Origin of the sequence: Streptomyces durhamensis, from assembly GCF_000725475.1 — a bacterium.
In the GTDB taxonomy this organism is placed as follows: domain Bacteria; phylum Actinomycetota; class Actinomycetes; order Streptomycetales; family Streptomycetaceae; genus Streptomyces; species Streptomyces filipinensis.
Map to the genome: position 1 here is coordinate 56,669 of NZ_JNXR01000043.1, position 14,805 is coordinate 71,473.

Below are 14,805 nucleotides of genomic sequence, written 5' to 3' on the forward strand. Positions count from 1 at the left end.
GGGCTTGCGGGAGGTGGTACTGGGGGGCGCAATGCGACGTGCGGTACGTCCACGTCAGCGGCCGCCCTGACGCCGGAACTCTCGTCCGCCGGACAGCGACGGCCGAGAACAGGGCCGCGCACGCCAGGAAAGCAGCGTCGAAACGGCCGGCGGGTCGACCGGCCGCGCGGTCCAAATCCATGTAATCCCCCGGGTGAGGTGCGCTGTCGCCTCTCATACGCACGGACTCGGAGGCAGGTTGCATCGCGGCACACCCTTTTGCCGGCCAGTGGTCGATACGGCGCCGGAGTCCGGTGGCGAGTTGTGCGAGGGCGTCGTGGATGGCGGCGATGCCGGTCCGGTACGTCGCCGTCGGCAGCTCGCGCGCCCGCGGTGTCGCCGAGCGGGACTACCAGGTGCACCATCACCGGACGGACCTTCGAATGCGCCAACATCCAGGTGCTGCGTATCCGCGACGGCCTGATCGTCCACAGCCGGGACTTCCACGACCACCTCGCGCTCATCGTGGGCGGTGGCGGCCTGCCTCAGGTCGTGACAGCGCTGGAAGGCGAATAGCGGCTGCGGCTGCCTGGTGCTCTCGGCCGGCACCGCCGGCGACGCGTGGTCGATCCGCGGCTGCGGAACTTGCAGCCGACGGCGGCCGGTTGGAGAACGGCCCAGGGAGTCGACACCTCGGTCGGCTCCGCGGGCGGCGGGGCGAAGACGGCTTCGCGGAAGCGGCTGTACGACGAGGATCTGGTCCACGCCGGACTCCGATGGGTTGCGCGTGCCGCCGGGCACCCCGCTGTCTCTGCGGATATTCGCTGGAGGTAGCTGCGTCGTGCCGTCAACAGTAGGGCTTGTTGGACGCCGGGACGAACTTCACACGGGTGTGGTAGCGGGCGAACTGGACCCGGTTGTAGTCGCGGCGGTCGACGCGGTACCAGACGTTGTCCCGGTCGTGGTCGCCGTTGACGTCGTCGAGGCGGACGCACCAGCGTTCCGCGCGGATCTCCTTGCGGTAGGTCTCGGTGCCGTGTTGCACCTTGTGGCAGTTCTGCCGACGCTCGATGGTGTACCAGGTGCGGGTCCGGCGGTGGCTGCCGGAGCCGGTGGTGGAGGAGTGGCCGACCCGGGCGGTGCCCGTCGTGCACTGCTTGACCATGTGCGGGCGGGTGGCCGGGATGGTCTTCTGGGGGATGTGCCGGAGGTCGTCCTTGAGGCCGGAGATGGGATCGGGGCCGTCGAGGCCGCAGGCGGTGACCGTGCCCAGCAGGACCGCCGCCAGGCCGAGCATCGCCCTCAGTCGTCTGTCGAACATCGTTTGCTCCCCCCGTCGTTCGGACACGTAACGTATCCGAACGACGGGGGGCGGCCGTGGCCGGTTCGGTCAGCCCCGCGCGCAGCGCCGCCGCGTGCCGTCCGCAGATCGAGGCCGGCGCGGAGCATGACCGCCTTCGCGGGCGGTCCCGGAGCCCGAAGTCTGCCTTGAGGCGAGTGTGTCCGTGGCGTCCGGGCCCGGCCCCTCCGCAAAAACCCGTTGGCGGACCGCGGCGACCACTGCTAGCTTTCCGGAGGCCGTGCCAGAGAGCGAGGAGGTGGTACCCGTGAACGCAGTATCGACATGGGTGCTCCCCTCCGGGGTCGCGGTCGGACGATAGGTCGTCCGGGAGTGCCGTTCCAGAGCACTCCCGAAAGGCACGACCATGCGATTCACTTCCGAACAGCGCCTCGACGACGGCGTCCTCGAACGCGAATTCACCCTCGGGGAGATCCCCGGCACCCTGTGGACGTCCGGATGCGCACCGGCCCCGCTGATCCTGATCGGCCACAACGGCGGCCTGCACAAGAGGGAACCGCGGCTGGTCGCACGGGCCCGGCACTGCGCGGCGCACGGCTACGCGGTGGCCGCCATCGACCACCCCGGGCACGGTGACCGGCCCCGTTCCGCCGCCGACGAGCAGGCTCGCGCCGACCTGCGCCGGGCGATGGCGGCCGGGGAGCCGGTCGACGAGATCTTCGAGTCCTTCGTCGGCCCGCTGGTCGAAAAGGCGGTCCCCGAATGGCGGACCACCCTGGACGCTCTCCTCTCGCTGCCCGAGATCGGCGGCCCGGTCGGGTACTCGGGGATGACCGCCATCGGTATCCGGCTGGCGGTGGTCGAGCCGCGCATCGCGGCCGCCGGTTTCTTCGCCGGGGGTTACGTGCCCCGCGCCCAGCGCGAGGAGGCCCTGCAGGTCACCATTCCGCTGCTGTTCCTGCTGCAGTGGGACGACGAAGGGAACCCCCGGCAACGGGCCCTCGACCTGTTCGACGCCTTCGGCAGCAAGGAGAAGACGCTGCACGCCAATATGGGCGGGCACGCCGGTACCCCGTGGTTCGAGGTGGAGGACGGGGACCGGTTCTTCAGCCGGCACCTGAAGTGAGGCCGGGCCGTCAGGCCGGGAGCAGGCGGTAGGCGCTACCGGCTACGCTGCCGTCATCGAGGCCAGGTCCGGCCCTTCTCGATGGCGAATGGCCAGCAGATGCACCACCGCCCCGACCGCGGCGACGGAGGCGAAGGCTGTCGCCGGATGCGCCGCCTTCGACCGCGTCCATACGGCAAGGGGCGGGGACATGACCGGCCGGCCGCACACCCGGCGCAGGGCTGTGCTGGGGGCGGGGTTGTGCTTCAAACGGCTCCAGGAGCCGTACCGGCGGCGGGCGGTGTGGCGGACGCCCCCGCGGACGCCCTCGGTCTGGATCCGCTCGAAGGATGGGCTTGTCCAGCGTGTGCGGCGTGTTGTCGGCAGGGGCGTCATAGGGTGCATGAGGTGGCCTTGTCGCCCGGCGGGGTGTGCTGCGTCTCCGCCTTGCACTGTCTGGCGTCGCTGTAGGAGTACGACGTCCAGTACCGCGCCACCCCGTCGAGGTCGGCCACCGTCCGGCCGGAGGCCGAGCAGTCCGCCCTCTTCGGAGTCCAGCCTCGCTCAGGCGGCGGTCGCCGCCCGAAAAGCGGCGGGAACCGACCGACGCCGGAATCACCAAAACGCCCCTTACGCCTGGGCTCTTCATTAATATTCCGACCACGGCGTGCTGCCGGTGTCCGAGGCCATAGGGGGGCGATGGACAGCTCGATGATTGACGGCGTGGTCGCGGCCGTGACCGCCGCCGCGGCGACCTACGGTCGGAATGTTCTCGGCCACGGCGAGGTGGCTGCGGAAGAGGCCACCGTACGACTGGGGCGGAGGCTGCTGGAGCGGCTACGGCGCAATCCCGATTCCGACGCGCAGATGTCCAGAGCGGTCCTGGCCGTTGCCGACGATCCGGCGGACGAGGACTACACAGCCGTACTGCGAGCCAAGATCGAGAAGGCCCTCGGTCGCGAGGACGGTCTGGCCGACGACCTGGCTGCGCTGCTGGCCGAGTCGGGGGTCGGCCCGGCGACGGTCTCCGGGGACCGGTCGGTGCGGATGACGACCAACCACGGCATCGTGTCGCTGGGAGACAACGTCCGCAACAGCATCGCGAACCCTGGATGACCGAGGTGGAGAGAGCCGCGGCTCGCGCCGTGACCCTCGGCGCGGACAACTACGGCATCGTCTCCACCGGTGACGACGCCACCAACGTTCTGGTGGTCTTCGGCGGACCGCCGCCAAGCCCCGTCGACACCGGATTTCCGTCGCCGCCGGTCTCGCTGTCCCCGGCTCACGTGGCGGGGGCGCCCGTTGTGGGACGTGAGGCGGAGATCGCCGAGCTGTACGCGGCGCTTTCGGAGGCTGCGGGCCCGGGCCTGATCGTCAGGGCGCTGACCGGGCTCGGTGGCGTGGGCAAGTCGACACTGGCCAACCACTACGCCGACGTCCACGGGGGCGGCCACGACCTGATCCACTGGCTGAGTGCGGAGAACCCGGACGAGATCGAAGCTGGCCTCGCGGGTCTCGCCGCCCGGCTTGACGCGCGCTGGGCGGAGACCGCCCCGCCGTTGGCGGCCGCTTGGGCCACGGCGTGGCTGGGCGCGCATCGCGGGTGGCTGCTGATCCTGGACAACGTCAACGACCGAAGCGACATCACTCCCCTGCTGGCCCGACTGCCCGAGGGACGGTTCCTGATCACCACAAGGCTGGCGACCGGCTGGCGCGGAATCCAAACCTTGGCCGTGGGCACGCTGGCGCCGGAGGCGGCCGCGAAAGTGCTGCGCGGGGCAGGCGCCGAGCTCGACGACGCCGCAGCCGAGGACCTGTGCCGTGCGCTGGGACACCTGCCGCTGGCTCTGGATCAGGCCGGCGCCTATCTGGAGGAGACCGGGACCGAGGCCCGCGAATATCTCAAGCTCCTGGCCGACGACCGCGCCAGCATCCTGCGCGACGCCGCGAACGGCACGGCCCGGGACCGGACCGTATCCGCGGTCTGGTCGGTGACGCTGGACCGTCTGGCCGAGCAGGAACCGGTCGCGGTGGAACTCCTGCGGGCTCTGGCATGGTTCGCGCCGACCGGGATCCCGCGGCGCCTTCTGGACTCGATGCCCGACCAGGCCGCGGCGAACCGCGCCGTCGGCCGACTGAACGCCTACAGCATGATCACCTTGAAGAACGACGACGGGGACCCTGCCGGTGCCCGGATCTCAGTGCACCGCCTCGTGCAGGCCGTCACCCGCACGCCGGAAGCCGGTAACCCGCATCGCAGCCCCGACGCCGTCCGCGAGGGGTGGACCAACGCCGTCGCGCTCCTGTCCGCAGCCTTCACTGCAGAGAATGCCCTGGCGGACACGGCCACCTGGCGCCTGCTGCTGCCCCACATCGACGCGCTGTTTGCGGAATCGGCCTCCGAGGACCCGCTCCCTCTCGCGGACGCCCTGTTCATGAACACGGCCATCCACCTGATCCAGCAGAGCCAGCAGCACCGCGCGGTGCCCTACCTGGTGCACGCCCTGCGAGCCCGCGAGCGTGACTTCGGACCGAGGCATCCTTTGACCCTGACCATGCGCGTCGCACTCGCCTCAGCGTACGAGGAGTCCGGGGACCTGGCGCACGCGATCCCGCTGTTCGAGACGGCCTTCGCCGATCGCCGAGACGTGCTGGGCCCGGACCACTCGGAGACCCACACGTCCCGGGTCCGCCTCGCCAGCGCCTACGAGGCAGCGGGCAGGCTGGACCTGGCGATCGAGCAGCTCGGCCAGGCGCTTGACGACTCTGAGCGGGTGTTCGGCCGCAACCACCCCTGCACCCTGATGGCGCGCAACAACCTGGCCCACGCCTTCGATTCGGCGGGCCGACCGGACCTGGCGATCCCGCTGTACACCGAGGTCCTGGCCGATCACGAGGGCGTTCGGGGCCGAGATCACCCGAACACGCTGATCGCGCGCCACAACCTCGCGTCCGCGCGTGGCGCGGCAGGCCGACCGGACCAGGCGATCTTGCTGTACACCGAACTCATCGAGGACATGAAACGGGTGCTCGGCCCGGCCCACCCCCAGACCCTCAGCACCGGCAACAGCCTGGCGTCCGCCTACAGGTCACTGGGCGACCTCGAACGGGCGACGGAGCTGTACGAGAGAACGGTCGACGACCGCGCACGGGTGCTGGGGCCGGACCATCCGGACACTTTGACCTCTCGCAGCGACCTCGCCCTCATATATCAGGTCGCCGGCGACGGGGAGCGGGCGATCCCGCTGGCCGAAGCGGTCCTCGCCGACCGGCGGCGTGTCCTGAGCACTGACCACCCGGACATTCTGACCTCCCTCAACAATCTCGCCGGCTGCTATGACGCGGTTGGCGCCACGGATAAGGCCATAGCCCTGTACGAGGAAGTCGTTCGCGACCGCACAAGGGTCCTGGGCTCGAACCATCCCGACACGCTGATGGCGCGCAACAACCTCGCCTGCGCCCTCGCGGAAGCCGGCGACCTGAACACGGCCATCCCCGTCCTGCACACGGTCCTTCAGGATCGCATCCACGTCCTGGGCCGCGATCATCCGCATTCGATCACCTCCCGGGGCACCCTCGGCGGTGCCTATCGGAGAGCCGGCGACTTCGACAGCGCTCTGGCGTACTACAGGGAGGCCCTGGCCGACGCCCAACGTGTGTTGGGCGAGGGCCACGAGTTGACCGCGCAACTCCAGAACCGCGTGAACACGCAGCAGGACTGGTGACCTGGCAAGAACGCTGGTGGAGAGGAGAAACGGCTGAGCGAAGATCGCCCTCCCGCCCTGGTCGCAGTCGGCGTAGAGCAGACGTGTCAGCTCAAGCCGTGACTCGTGGACCCCACGGTCACGCATCGAGGGCTCGCAGATAAGCGGTCCGTTGTTCTCCGGGCTGCCAGGGAGACCCAGGTACGCACCCCGCCGAGACCGAAGTCGCCGCAGGCCACCGGTCCCTCCTGACGGGTCCGGACACGTCACTCCCCTCCTTCACCGACTCACAGGCCCGCGAGTGGCTTCTTCTTCGACCTGGGTGTCCGGTGCGGCGGATACCGAGTGCCCGGGCCTGCGGGTCTGGCCGACGGCCGATGTGTTTCCGATCTTCAGGTTCCATGCCGACGACGAAGTCGATTTCGGCGTCGACCTGCGGGAGTTGCAGGGCCAGGAACGACTTGATGTGCTCTGTGGCTTCCTTCGGGAGATCGGGCGGCGGTTGGGCAAGCCGGTGCTGCAGGGCCAGGACAGCCTGATGCTGCAGCCGTGGCCGGGCACACGTTCCAGCGAGGGGCGGGTGTCAACAGGCCGTGCAGCCGGTTCGCGACCCCGGTGGCTTCGCCGGCCAGGTCGCCGTCGAACCCGATGAGCATCTCCAGCTCGGCGATCGTCTGCAGGCGTCGATGTCGCCGCTGTCGCTCACGTGCAGGCCCCTCCATCACGCTCTCTGGTCCGGCCTTGCCCGGCACCGAGCTGCCACATCCAGGTTACGAAGGGCTCTTGCGACCGGGTTGAAACCGGCCCCCTCGTCAGCGGTCCGTCGATGCCCCCAGGCTCGGTGATCCACCCCCGGATCATCAACAGCAGGAGGGGAAACTCAGCCGGACCCGAAGGTCGAAGGCTGCGCTGCGAAGCCGACGAAGACGGTAACGCGGGGACCTCGCCGAGATCGTGCGGAGAGAGATGGGCAGGCATAGGCACCGGTCCGCCCTCGACTCCTCGGTGAAACGGACAGCGGGGCCGATGTGGTGCGGACCAGCTCCTAGAAGGGTTCAGCGGCCTGCAGAAGACTTTGCGGAAGGTAGGGGGATTCGACACGGATGGACCAGCCGCGGCGGCGTGCGTGGCAGGCCAGGGCGAGGATGTCCAGGTTCACGGAAGCATCTGGATCGTCGGCGCGGTCGGCGACCTGGTAGTAGTCGCGGTGGGCTTCGAGCGCGTCGGCCAGGGCCAGGTTGAAGCTCTCCTCGTCGCCCTCCACGAGTTGTGACAGCAGCACGGCCGGCGGCATGGCGAAGCCCCAGTCCCTGGCTTTCTCGGCTTGTTGCAGCGCCCGCTCCGCGGCCCGTTCGGGGTCATTGCCCTTGAGGTAGGCGTGGAGGGCTTCGCGGTACGCGCTGAAGGCGGAGCGGTCCGGGCGGGCGAAGGTCGGGCCGGTGAGGACCAGCGGGGCGAGGTCCTCGCGTGCGCCGGTGATGAGGGCGAAGGCGGTGGCCGTCTGCCAGTTCCCGGCGCCGGCTTCCTCGTCCCGCTCGGCCTGATAACGCAGTGTGCGGCCGTCGACAATCACCTCGGCTTCGGTGCCCGGTTCCGCGAGGGCGATACGGAAGAGGGCCGCCCCCGTCTGGGACGCGAGGCGAAGGTTCGCGAGCTGCGCGTCTGTGACGCCGCCAGGGCTCCCCGCACGCCACTTGAACAGGCGCGCCTGATCGCCCAAGACGCTGCCCAGCAGCCCGACAGCCAGGGGACCTTCGCCGTCGGGCGTGAACGCCTCCTGGATGTGTTCCTCGTACATGGCCTCGATCCGCGGGTTCACCGTCCGCTCGCAGACCGGCCGCTCGACCACCAGCGGGCCCGTGGCGAGCGCGGCGACCGCGTCCGGGCGCCGGTTGCGGCCGAACCCGCCGACCCGGGGGCCTCGGGTCTCGAAGCCGGTGACCAGCGCGTGCGGGAGGTAGTCGGTGTGGACGGCAGGCGCCCAGCCCAGGGTTCGGTACGCGAGCGCGGCGAGGGCGATGGGGACAAGCGGGAGAAGGCTGCTCGGGGAGGCCGCGGGGCCGTGCAGGGTGGTGTGCCTGGCCAGGAGGTCGGCCAGTGCGGCATCGAAGGCTTCCCGGTCCTCGGCGGTCAGGGCGCGCAGCGTGAGCAGCGCCGCGCTGTACGGCCGGTCCAGGAGCGGCTCGCCGGTCTCCTGGGCGCGGGTACGGATGCGGTCCAGGGCCGCGTCGACGGCGGCGAGCTTGGCCTGCGCGCTCGGCGGGTACTCCTCGTCGTCGCCGGTGTCGTCCAGGACCACGGCCATCAGTCCCGTGGCGAGCTCGCCGACGGGCGTCCCCTGCGCCTGCTCGGCGAACTTCTCCCGAGCGAAATGGAAAGCCTCGCCGTGCCACTTGGCCTTGTCCCTGAGGACCGTCAGGCAGAGCGCGTCGATCCACTCCCCAGGCGTGACGCTCTCCTCGGGAGCATCCTCACCCGGGTCGTAGCTCATGCCGAAGTTCACGTACTCCAGGAAGACCTGGAAGCTGCAGTGCGGGTGGTACGCCGCGTAGGCGACGGCGCCGACCGCGGCTTCGCAGGCGTCCTTGAGGGCGGCCTTGGCCTCCGGGGTGTCCAGGTCGGGTGTCTCGACGGAAAGAGCACCCAGGTAGTCGAGGAACTCGTCTGCGATCGACTGCCATTCGTAGGTGGCCATCCGGCCGCCCCTCGACATGGACCGCACCTGGCGCCCGATGCGGTTCGTGAAGTCCTCACGGGCCGCCGACACGACGGGCCCGCCTACCGGGTGACGCTCTATCCGCACTGCCCTGCTCCTTGATCGAATCTCCGCCACAGCCTAGGCGAAGGGTCTGACAAGCCAGCGGCTGCTGTGCACGCAGCACGAACCAGCCCCGTTTCGAGAGAGTGGTGGCGGGTGCGTGAGCGGCGGCGCAGGGGTGCGGTCTGCCCGAGTGCCGTGGAAGGCGGTGGGACTGCCATGCCGCGCCGGGCTGGGGCTGGCGAGCCGTGAGTGACGGCGCCCCGAGCGCCCGCCGCCGGCCCGGGCCGAGGCAGGGAGCCTCGAACACTTCCTTGCACGAGTGCGGCGCTGCTGGTTCCTGCGCGGCGCCGCGGGCGGGTGAGCGGGGCGTGACGGGCGTAGAAGTGGAGGTGTGCACCTCTTGCCGCCGGTCGAGCCGATGTTGGCCTGGCCTGCTCCGTCACAGCCCTGCCGTCACCCGGCGCCAGGCGCGCCGCACCATCCCAACTGCATGTGGCTGGGGACCAATCTGCGGGTTTTGCACCTGAACGAGGAGCAGGTCGAGCCGACGGAGGTCGACTGGCAGCCTGCGGCCGATCCGACTGCCCTCGTAGGGTGGCTCCAGCGAGCAGCCGGTGGTGACGCTCCGCCAGCAGGTGTCAGGGTGCCCGCACTGCCACCCGGACACCGGGCTGGGCCTCGACCAGGGCCCTGCGCTGGGAATTCATGGAAGCAGCAGGCTGGCTCAATGGCGAAGATGGGGCGGCCGATGGCCTAGCCGGTGTCGTCCGAGGACGAGCGGGCGGTGCTGGTGCGCTGGTCGCGGCGGGCGAAGTCTTCGCAAGCGTTCCTCGCGGGCTTCGCCTCGGTTTCGCCGATTGGCCTTTCAACAACTGCGTGGTGTAGAAAGCTCCGTCGATCAACCATGATCACGTTACCGAGCTCTCTCATTCGGGGGAATGGAGAATGATGTCAACTCGCCGTGCTCTCAGCACGGTTGCGCTTCTCGCCGCTCTGAGCGGCGTCGCCGCCTGCGATCCGGACGACTCCGACGCCGCAGGCGCGACCGCAGGTTCCGGCAGCAGCGCCTCGCCGTCGAGTGCGCCGTCGGCTACGGCGTCCAAGGCATCGGACACCGGCAGGCCTGGCAACAGCGACCCGACCGATGACGTCGATGGTGACGGAAAGGGCGGGGACTGCGGCACGCCGCCGACCCTGCCCGCAGGACACACTGACGACGGCCGTCAGCCCGGCCGGAGCTTTCAGGCTCCGGCCGGATCATCCAGCGTCCCCGGTGCCCAGTGGCGCCGCCGGCTGAACGTGCCTCGCTTCCTGCGGTTGGCGATCTGATCGCGCTTCTCCTGGAGCGACGCGCGGCGAGTCATGTCCCGCATGCTTCCGCCCAGGTGACGCAATGTCACTGCGCGGTGGTGAATTCCGCCATCATCGCCATGTCCTCGTGTTCGAGATTGTGGCAGTGCAGCAGGAACCGGCCCGCGTAGTCGGTGAAGCGGACCGCGACCTCGACACCCTGTGCGGGCAGCACGTCGACGGTGTCCTTCCAGCCCGGAAGTCGGTGACGAACCGCCAGATCTCCACCTGGCCGAGCTTCGGCATGGCCAGGGAGCGACCGGGGTTGTAGTCCTGGCCGTTGATCGTCCAGTTGTCCTGCCACTTCTGGAAGACGCGAAGCGGGGTGAGGTGAACCTGTCCCTGGTCGGTATCGACTCCACCACCGTGCGGGCACACCATAATGCCGCCAGGACACACCTGGGCAAGGACGTCGTCACTGCGCTGGAGAAGGCTGCCGCCGAGGAGGAGAAGGCCAGGTCAGAGGGGGGCAGCCTCGAAGAACAAAGCGGGCAGGACGCCACTGCGGTCGCGGTGGTCGGTGATCTGCTCGGACACGGCCAGTTGCGTGGGAAGGCGTGAGCAGCCGACCCCACTCCCACCGCGCCCCGAAACCGTGCCCGCTCCCGGTCAGCCGACGGAGTGCGACAGCGGCGCCACCCCGGCGTTCGTGGGCTGGCCTTCGGGCTTGGCATTCGACGCCGGGACCGCATCAGCAGGCGGATCCCTTCCCTTGACGGCGATGTCACGCCGGGCGAGACCAGGCGCCTGTCAGAGGCACCCCGCCTCACCGGCCGGGCAGCTCGCTGCCGACGAAGGTGAGATGCCGCTGACGGTGACGGCGGAGAGGGCGCGGTGGCGAGTGCGCGGCGAGTGGTCCCGGCCCCGGCTGTGACCGGATCGGTCCGTACCCGGACCCGATGAGGCCTGTCGCCACTCCGGCCCCGCCGGTCAGGCTTGGGGCATGACCCGAGCACTGATCGTCATCGACGTCCAGGAATCCTTCCGCGCCCGTCCGCTGTGGGAGACCATCTCCGACCCGAAGATCGCCGACCAGGTGGACCGACTGGTGCGGCTCGCCCGCCAGGCCGGGGACCTGGTGGTGTGGGTGCTGCATTCCGAGCCCGGCAGCGGCGATGTCTTCGACCCCGCCCTCGGGCATGTCCGGCTGATGGAGGAGTTGCAGCGCCAGGACGGGGAACCGCTGATCCACAAGACTTCGCACAACGCCTTCACCACCACCAACCTGCAGCAACTGCTCACGGAGCGCGGCATCCGCGAGCTCACGGTCTGCGGCATCCGAACCGAGCAGTGCGTCGAGACCACCACCCGCGTCGCCAGCGACTTCGGCTACCTGGTCACCTTCGTCATCGACGCCACCGCGACCCACCCCATCCCGCACCGTGACGCTCCCGCCGACCAGAGCGTCGCCGAACTGCTGTCGGATCCCCGCACCCTGAGCGCCGAAGAGATCATCAGGCGCACCGAGTACGCCCTTGCCGGACGCTTTGCCACCATCACCACTGTCGGGGAACTGGAGGCCGCGGCCGGGCCTCGGGCATGATGACCGGATCGTGAACCACATCGCCTTCCTCCTGGTGCCCGGAGTCCATCTGCTGGACCTGGCAGGTCCCGCGCAGGTCTTTTCCACGGCCGCCGATTTCGGGCACCCTTACACACTCAGCTACATCGCGGAGCAGCCGCTGGTCTCCACCGCTCAGGGCCTGCCGCTGGTGGCCCGGCTCGACTGGCCCGAGCTCGGCCCCGAGGACCTGATCGTGGTGCCCGGCTGGCGAGCGCCGACCCTGGCCGGCAGTCCTGCCATCGGCGCGGCCTGCCTGCAGTCCCTCCGGGACCACCACGCCAGGGGCGGGACCGTTGCGAGCGTCTGCGCCGGTGCCGAGGCCCTCGGCCGGGCCGGCCTGCTCGACGGCCGCCGCTGCACCACCCACCACGATGTGCAGGACGAGCTCGCCCGCCGCTACCCCAGGGCGACGGTCATCCGCGATGTCCTGTACACCGCCGACGACCGGGTGGTCACCTCGGCCGGCATCGCCAGTGGCATCGACCTGGCCCTGCACCTGATCGCCACCCGGCACGGCCCCGCCGTCGCCGCCCAGGTGGCCCGGGACATGGTCGTCTACGCGCGGCGCAACGGCCATGAACCGCAGGCCAGCGCGATGCTCCGGTACCGATCCCACCTCGACGACACCGTGCACCGTGCCCAGGACCTGCTCGACGCCCGCTTCGACCAGCCGTTGCCCTTGTCCGACCTGGCCGCGGCCGCGGGGGTGAGCGAACGCACCCTCACCCGCCTCTTCACCCGCGCCACCGGCGGCCTCACCCCGCTGCGCTATCAGCAGACCCTCCGGCTCGAACGCGCCGAGCACCTCATCAGCCACGGCGCCACGGTCGATGCCGCCGCCCGCGCGGTCGGCTTCGCGGACACCCGTATGCTGCGCCGCCTGCGAGCACGTGAGCACTGACTCCCAGCAGCGCCCGGGAGCTCTCGGAGGTGATTGTTACGGTCGCTGGATGGAGAGCTGGGACGAGGACGGCGTACGCGCACGGATACGTGAGATGGCGGCACGGGACCCGGAGTGGCACCGGTTCGGGGCGGACACGCATCGGTACGAGCTGGCGCCACGGCTCCCGGAGGCGGAGATCCGGGCATTCGAGGAATCCCACGGCATCGCTCTGCCGGTGGAGTACCGGTCCTTCGTCGCCGAAGTGGGCGATGGCCCCGCCGGTCCGTGCCAGGGGCTGATGCCGTTGACCGTCCCCCGCCCGGAGGCCGGCGAGGGGTGGGCCGTGGACGGCGAGTGGGAGGAAGACCGACTACCGGGCCGACTCGCCGAGCCGTTCCCCCTCACCGAACCCCTGCCCGGCCGGATCGGCGCACCGGCCGATGCGCTGACCCGGGGCACGCTCATGCTGGCCGAACAGGGCTGCGGCATGTTCATCCGGCTGGTCCTGCAAGGTCCGCGGGCCGGCGAGGTCTGGCAGATCGACCCGGACTGGGGCGGCTTCGTGCCGGTGAGCCCCAGCTTTCGCACGTGGTACACCGATTGGCTGGAGACCCCGTGAACGCGAGCCGTGACGTCCGGACCACCCGCCGACCCTCGGTGCGGCCTGGCTCAGCTGGCCGCGAGTCTCCCGGGCGGCGACATGCGCCACACGTGCTCGTGGCAGAGATTGAATGCCTTGACCACATGAACTCCGGGTGCCGCCGCGCCAGTTGCTGTGCGGCCGAGAAGCCGCTCTGTGTCATCAGCTGGAAGCCCGGACCGAACGGGTTGCAACAGTCGATCAGCACCTTGCCGTCCGGGGCCGCTCCCAGTTCCCGTGCCACGTTCGCCCCACGCCGAGCCGTGGGTACGCAAGGGTTGGCAAAGCTCACCCTCCACCATGTCCACCCCGCAGAACACGCGGAGGTGCTGGACCGGCATCGGCGCCATCTGTCATCAGCCCCCGCACCCAAGGGCGCACACGACGCCTACTCCGTCACGACCGGCGGCAGCGGTTCACAGGCTGCGTGCCAAGCAGGAGGGAGGGCTGCGACGCCCGTGCGCGCGGCAATCACCCCGCCCGCCATAGCGCAGGTGGTGTCGATATCGCCGCGCCCGGCGACCGTGAACCACAGGCCCTCGTGCAGGTCGTCGAGGTGCCCCGCCGCGCACCACAGTGCGTACGGGACGGTGTCGGGCCCTGACATCCGGTAGCCGGAGCCAAGGACCTCCGCGGCGTGCCGGACCGAGGTGCGCTCCGGCATCCGGGCCGCGACCCGCACTCCCGACCGGACGTCGCTGACGGGGAGTCGTTCGGCGACCGCGTGGAGGAAGTCCGGCCTGGCCGGGGTGTGCCCACCCCGGCTGCGGGTTGCCAGCGCCGCGGCGAGGGCGACCGCCACCGCCGCGGCGATCGCCTCCGGGTGGTGGTGCGAGACAGCAGCCTGGCGGGCGGCCTGCTCAGCGACCGCATCGAGGTCGGCGGCGTGCCAGGCGCCGAGCGGGGCGGCGCGCATGGCTGCGCCGTTGCCCCAGGAGCCTTGGCCGTCGAACTGTCCGGCGACCACCTCCTGCCAGGGCTCGCCTGCGCCGATCCGGCGGAGCACGTCATGCATCGAGGCTCCGTATCCGCGGTGCGTGTCGTCGGCGTACGCCGCCGCGAAGCGTATGGCGAGGCGGTCCTGGTCGATGGTGCCGCCGCTCTCGGCGAGTTCCCGGACGAGAACGAGCGCTTGGGCGGTGTCGTCACTCCACCGCCACAGCGGTTCCGTGGGCAGCGTCCGCGCCTCCAGAGCCGCCGAACCGTCCCGGCGCAGGATCCCGAACCAACGGTCTCCGAAGGCGTCGCCGAACGCGAGCCCGTACAACGAATCCAGCACAGCAGGGGGCACGGTGATCATCGGGGCAGTATCGCAGTGCGACGGCGCTCCTGCGCTCCGATTTTGGAGCTGGACCTCGATGCAGACGACGACTACGACGGTGCGCAGCGCGGTCACGAAGATCGAAGGCCCCGTAGGGTGCGGAACTGACGTGTCCCAACGGTATCGCCGGACCAGCGGGCCGGGACCACTCCGACGGAATCCGCCGGCGCTCGGCCCGGCGGAGGGGGTCCCCCGTGG

Annotated in this window: 12 protein-coding genes and 3 pseudogenes; 8 read left to right on the plus strand and 7 right to left on the minus strand. The window is 70.3% G+C overall.

Translation table 11 applies throughout. From position 1 onward, the window contains the following. Nucleotides 1–826: 826 nt before the first annotated feature. A complete protein-coding gene (locus IO33_RS0139200) occupies nucleotides 827–1,300 on the minus strand; it encodes a hypothetical protein (RefSeq protein ID WP_031173891.1) in 474 nt (157 codons plus the stop codon). Between the two features lie 385 nt (nucleotides 1,301–1,685). Here IO33_RS0139200 and IO33_RS0139205 point away from each other — a divergent pair, with 385 nt between their 5' ends. Next, complete coding sequence (locus tag IO33_RS0139205) at nucleotides 1,686–2,405, plus strand: dienelactone hydrolase family protein (RefSeq protein WP_031173892.1); 720 nt, start codon at nucleotides 1,686–1,688, stop codon at nucleotides 2,403–2,405. Between the two features lie 42 nt (nucleotides 2,406–2,447). Here the strand turns inward: IO33_RS0139205 and IO33_RS50790 are convergent, their stop codons facing one another. After that, nucleotides 2,448–2,654, minus strand: coding sequence for a hypothetical protein (locus tag IO33_RS50790; protein WP_157858011.1), 207 nt, complete (start codon nucleotides 2,652–2,654; stop codon nucleotides 2,448–2,450). A 429-nt stretch (nucleotides 2,655–3,083) separates the two neighbouring features. Between IO33_RS50790 and IO33_RS0139215 the strand changes: the two genes are divergently transcribed. The 3 genes and pseudogenes from IO33_RS0139215 to IO33_RS48435 form a co-directional block, all read left to right on the plus strand. Then, entirely contained in the window at nucleotides 3,084–3,500 is a 417-nt protein-coding gene (locus IO33_RS0139215) for a hypothetical protein (RefSeq protein ID WP_031173893.1), read from the plus strand. Next, entirely contained in the window at nucleotides 3,497–6,109 is a 2,613-nt protein-coding gene (locus IO33_RS0139220) for a tetratricopeptide repeat protein (protein ID WP_031173894.1), read from the plus strand. The genes IO33_RS0139215 and IO33_RS0139220 overlap by 4 nt, the downstream gene beginning before the upstream one ends. A gap of 301 nt (nucleotides 6,110–6,410) precedes the next feature. Beyond that, a pseudogene (locus tag IO33_RS48435) lies at nucleotides 6,411–6,608 on the plus strand (hypothetical protein); the annotation flags it as partial. Here IO33_RS48435 and IO33_RS54310 read toward each other — a convergent pair. The 3 genes and pseudogenes from IO33_RS54310 to IO33_RS53090 all read right to left on the minus strand — a co-directional run. Continuing rightward, nucleotides 6,588–6,765 (minus strand): annotated as a pseudogene (locus IO33_RS54310) (IS110 family transposase); the annotation flags it as partial. The pseudogenes IO33_RS48435 and IO33_RS54310 overlap by 21 nt on opposite strands. Before the next feature lie 368 nt (nucleotides 6,766–7,133). Continuing rightward, nucleotides 7,134–8,783 (minus strand): immunity 49 family protein, encoded by a 1,650-nt coding sequence (locus IO33_RS0139225; protein ID WP_245236016.1) that lies wholly within the window; start codon nucleotides 8,781–8,783, stop codon nucleotides 7,134–7,136. A 1,462-nt stretch (nucleotides 8,784–10,245) separates the two neighbouring features. Continuing rightward, entirely contained in the window at nucleotides 10,246–10,374 is a 129-nt protein-coding gene (locus IO33_RS53090) for a multicopper oxidase domain-containing protein (RefSeq protein WP_245236017.1), read from the minus strand. A 155-nt stretch (nucleotides 10,375–10,529) separates the two neighbouring features. On the opposite strand from IO33_RS53090, the gene IO33_RS50795 reads away from it, so the two are divergent. The 4 genes from IO33_RS50795 (at nucleotide 10,530) to IO33_RS0139245 (ending at nucleotide 13,265) form a co-directional block, all read left to right on the plus strand. Further along, complete coding sequence (locus tag IO33_RS50795; protein WP_051927236.1) at nucleotides 10,530–10,760, plus strand: hypothetical protein; 231 nt, start codon at nucleotides 10,530–10,532, stop codon at nucleotides 10,758–10,760. 382 nt (nucleotides 10,761–11,142) lie between these two features. Continuing rightward, nucleotides 11,143–11,742 (plus strand): isochorismatase family protein, encoded by a 600-nt coding sequence (locus IO33_RS0139235; RefSeq protein WP_031173897.1) that lies wholly within the window; start codon nucleotides 11,143–11,145, stop codon nucleotides 11,740–11,742. A 10-nt stretch (nucleotides 11,743–11,752) separates the two neighbouring features. Then, nucleotides 11,753–12,664 carry a GlxA family transcriptional regulator gene (locus tag IO33_RS0139240; protein ID WP_031173898.1) on the plus strand — a complete coding sequence of 304 codons (912 nt, stop codon included), beginning with the start codon at nucleotides 11,753–11,755 and terminating at the stop codon, nucleotides 12,662–12,664. 49 nt (nucleotides 12,665–12,713) lie between these two features. Continuing rightward, nucleotides 12,714–13,265, plus strand: a complete 552-nt coding sequence (locus IO33_RS0139245; RefSeq protein WP_031173899.1) for an SMI1/KNR4 family protein — start codon at nucleotides 12,714–12,716, stop codon at nucleotides 13,263–13,265. Nucleotides 13,266–13,336: 71 nt separating this feature from the next. Here the strand turns inward: IO33_RS0139245 and IO33_RS53095 are convergent. Further along, nucleotides 13,337–13,539 (minus strand): annotated as a pseudogene (locus tag IO33_RS53095) (NADP oxidoreductase); the annotation flags it as partial. Between the two features lie 135 nt (nucleotides 13,540–13,674). Continuing rightward, nucleotides 13,675–14,586 carry an ADP-ribosylglycohydrolase family protein gene (locus tag IO33_RS0139250; protein WP_031173900.1) on the minus strand — a complete coding sequence of 304 codons (912 nt, stop codon included), beginning with the start codon at nucleotides 14,584–14,586 and terminating at the stop codon, nucleotides 13,675–13,677. Between the last annotated feature and the right edge of the window lie 219 nt (nucleotides 14,587–14,805).

Coding starts and splice junctions, on each gene's coding strand:
- IO33_RS0139200 (WP_031173891.1), bottom strand. CDS start 1,300: ATGTTCGACAGACGACTGAGGGCGATGCTCGGCCTGGCGGCGGTCCTG.
- IO33_RS0139205 (WP_031173892.1), top strand. CDS start 1,686: ATGCGATTCACTTCCGAACAGCGCCTCGACGACGGCGTCCTCGAACGC.
- IO33_RS0139215 (WP_031173893.1), top strand. CDS start 3,084: ATGGACAGCTCGATGATTGACGGCGTGGTCGCGGCCGTGACCGCCGCC.
- IO33_RS0139220 (WP_031173894.1), top strand. CDS start 3,497: ATGACCGAGGTGGAGAGAGCCGCGGCTCGCGCCGTGACCCTCGGCGCG.
- IO33_RS0139225 (WP_245236016.1), bottom strand. CDS start 8,783: ATGGCCACCTACGAATGGCAGTCGATCGCAGACGAGTTCCTCGACTAC.
- IO33_RS0139235 (WP_031173897.1), top strand. CDS start 11,143: ATGACCCGAGCACTGATCGTCATCGACGTCCAGGAATCCTTCCGCGCC.
- IO33_RS0139245 (WP_031173899.1), top strand. CDS start 12,714: ATGGAGAGCTGGGACGAGGACGGCGTACGCGCACGGATACGTGAGATG.
- IO33_RS0139250 (WP_031173900.1), bottom strand. CDS start 14,586: ATGATCACCGTGCCCCCTGCTGTGCTGGATTCGTTGTACGGGCTCGCG.